Origin of the sequence: Xanthobacter autotrophicus (assembly GCF_030015065.1) — a bacterium.
In the GTDB taxonomy this organism is placed as follows: Bacteria; Pseudomonadota; Alphaproteobacteria; order Rhizobiales; family Xanthobacteraceae; genus Xanthobacter; species Xanthobacter autotrophicus_D.
Window position 1 is genome coordinate 1 of record NZ_JAIVFN010000230.1, and the last position, 2,267, is coordinate 2,267.

Genomic DNA, 2,267 nt, shown 5'->3' on the forward strand with positions numbered 1-2,267 from the left:
GCCACAGACGCAGGCCGGCCTCCTCCCCCGCAAGCGGGAGAGGAGGCCGGCCTGCGTCTGTGGCAGCGACAGTGCTCCAACCTGCACAGTCATGAACCATGCCTCGCCTGAAGCCGGAACCATCCGGCTTCAGCGCAGGACAGCGCGCGCCCCCGGCATGCCCGCGCCCATGCCATTCCGTTGACGCCCATGAAATCCCATGTTAGCCCATTATTACCCATGAACACGATGGACGGCCTTCGCCGTCGCGCAGGCGGCTTTGAGCGCTGCCTGCCGGAAGAGAGGGGCACCCGGGCGCCATGGACCGCTTCGTGTCCACCTACACGATGCGCCTCGACGCCAAGGGCCGGGTCTCCATCCCCGCGCCCTACCGCATGGTGCTGGCCAAGGACGGCGCGGACGGCCTCTATTGCCATCCGAGCCTTGCCGAACCCGCGCTGGACGCGGGCGGAAACCGCCTGATCGGCGAGATCGACACGCTGATCGAGAGCTACCCGCCCTATTCCGAGGCGCGCGAGGAGCTGGCCGCCGCCCTCTACGGCACCAGCGAGACCCTGCGCATCGACCCGGAAGGCCGGGTGGTGCTGACGGAAACCCTGAAGGCCCATGCGGCGATCACCGACCAGGTGGCGTTCGTGGGGCTGGGGCACAAGTTCCGGATCTGGGAACCGGAGCGGCTGAAGGCGCATCTCGCGGAGGCCACCCAACGGGTGCGCGAGCTGCGCCGGGCCATCGGCTCCCGAGCGGAGAACCAAAGGAGCACCAAGGCATGACGACGGGCCACGGGGTCGGCCCCGCCGACGCCGCTGGCGGACCGGCCCGTCACCTGCCCGTGATGCTCGCCGAGGTTCTCGCGCACCTCGCGCCGAAGGATGCCGGCCGCTATGTGGACGGCACCTTCGGCGCGGGAGGCTACACGCGGGCGATCCTCGCCACCGCCGATTGCCGGGTGCTGGCCATCGACCGCGACCCCACCGCCATCGCCGCCGGCGCCGACCTCGTGGCGCAGGCCGCCGGGCGGCTCATTCTGGTGAACGACCGCTTTTCCCGCCTCGACGCGGTGGCGCAGGAGCACGATTTCGCGCCCCTCGACGGCGTGGTGCTGGACATCGGCGTCTCCTCCATGCAGCTCGACCAGGCCGAGCGCGGCTTCTCCTTCCGCCGTGATGGCCCCCTCGACATGCGCATGGGCGATACCGGCCCCTCCGCCGCCGACCTCGTGGCCGACCTCGACGAGGTGCAGCTCGCCCATCTCATCTGGACGCTGGGGGAGGAGCGGCAGTCCCGCGCCATCGCCAAGGCCATCGTGAAGGCCCGGGCCGAGGCGCCCATCGTGCGCACCGCCCAGCTCGCCGAGATCGTGTCGCGAATCATCTGGCAGAAGCCCGGCGAGATGCACCCCGCCACCCGCACCTTCCAGGCCCTGCGCATCGCCGTGAACGAGGAGCTGTCCGAGCTCGTCGGCGCCCTCGCGGCCGCCGAAAAGGCTTTGCGGCCAGGGGGAAGGCTGGTGGTGGTCACCTTCCATTCCCTAGAGGACAGGATCGTTAAGACTTTTCTGTCAAACCGGGCAAAGGCACCCTCCGCCTCGCGCCACATGCCGCAAGCGGAAGGGCCGGAGCCGTCCTTCCGCCTGGTGGCGAAAGGCGCGGTGGAACCCGGCCCCGACGAAGTGGCAGGCAATCCGCGCGCAAGGTCCGCGAAGCTTCGCGCGGCCGAGCGCACGGAAGCCCCGGCGCATTCGGGCGGTGACCTGATGGGGCTGCTTCCCGCCCCGTCACCGCAACGCCACGGGCGGAGACGCTAGAAGACATGTTCCGGGTCGCCAATGTCGTGATGGTCGTCGCGCTTCTGGTGACCGCCGCGGTGGTCTACCAGCTGAAATACGCGTCCACCGCCGAAGCCGAACGCCTCGCCACCCTGCGCTCCCAGATCCGCAAGGAGCGCGACGCCATCGCCGCCATGCGGGCCGAATGGGCGCGCCGCACCTCGCCCATCTATATCCAGGGCCTGGCCGAGCGGCACCTCGACATGAAGCGGCTGGACATCGATTCCATCGCCAGCCTTGACGATTTGCCGGAGAAGCCCGCCAACACCTCAGACGGCATCGGCGGCCTGCTCGAGGCGCTGGTGGACGCTCCGCTGGTCACCTCCTCCACCGCTTCGAAGCCGTCGGCCTCGCCCACCGCCCCCACCAGCTCCGGCGGCGCGGCCGTGCCGGCCACCTCGGCGCTGCGCCCCGCCAATCCGCCGCCGGAGCTGGTGGG

Annotated in this window: 3 protein-coding genes; all 3 read left to right on the forward strand. The window is 70.2% G+C overall.

Annotated features, from left to right (window positions below; translation table 11 throughout):
- The first annotated feature begins 299 nt into the window (after positions 1 to 299).
- Complete coding sequence (locus K9U40_RS22595) at positions 300 to 773, forward strand: division/cell wall cluster transcriptional repressor MraZ (protein ID WP_282892344.1); 474 nt, start codon at positions 300 to 302, stop codon at positions 771 to 773.
- On the forward strand, positions 770 to 1,807 hold the full coding sequence (gene rsmH / locus K9U40_RS22600; RefSeq protein WP_282892345.1) for a 16S rRNA (cytosine(1402)-N(4))-methyltransferase RsmH: 1,038 nt from the start codon (positions 770 to 772) through the stop codon (positions 1,805 to 1,807). The genes K9U40_RS22595 and rsmH overlap by 4 nt, the downstream gene beginning before the upstream one ends.
- A 5-nt stretch (positions 1,808 to 1,812) precedes the next feature.
- The coding region (gene ftsL, locus K9U40_RS22605; RefSeq protein WP_282892346.1) for a cell division protein FtsL at positions 1,813 to 2,267 on the forward strand (455 nt) is incomplete at its 3' end.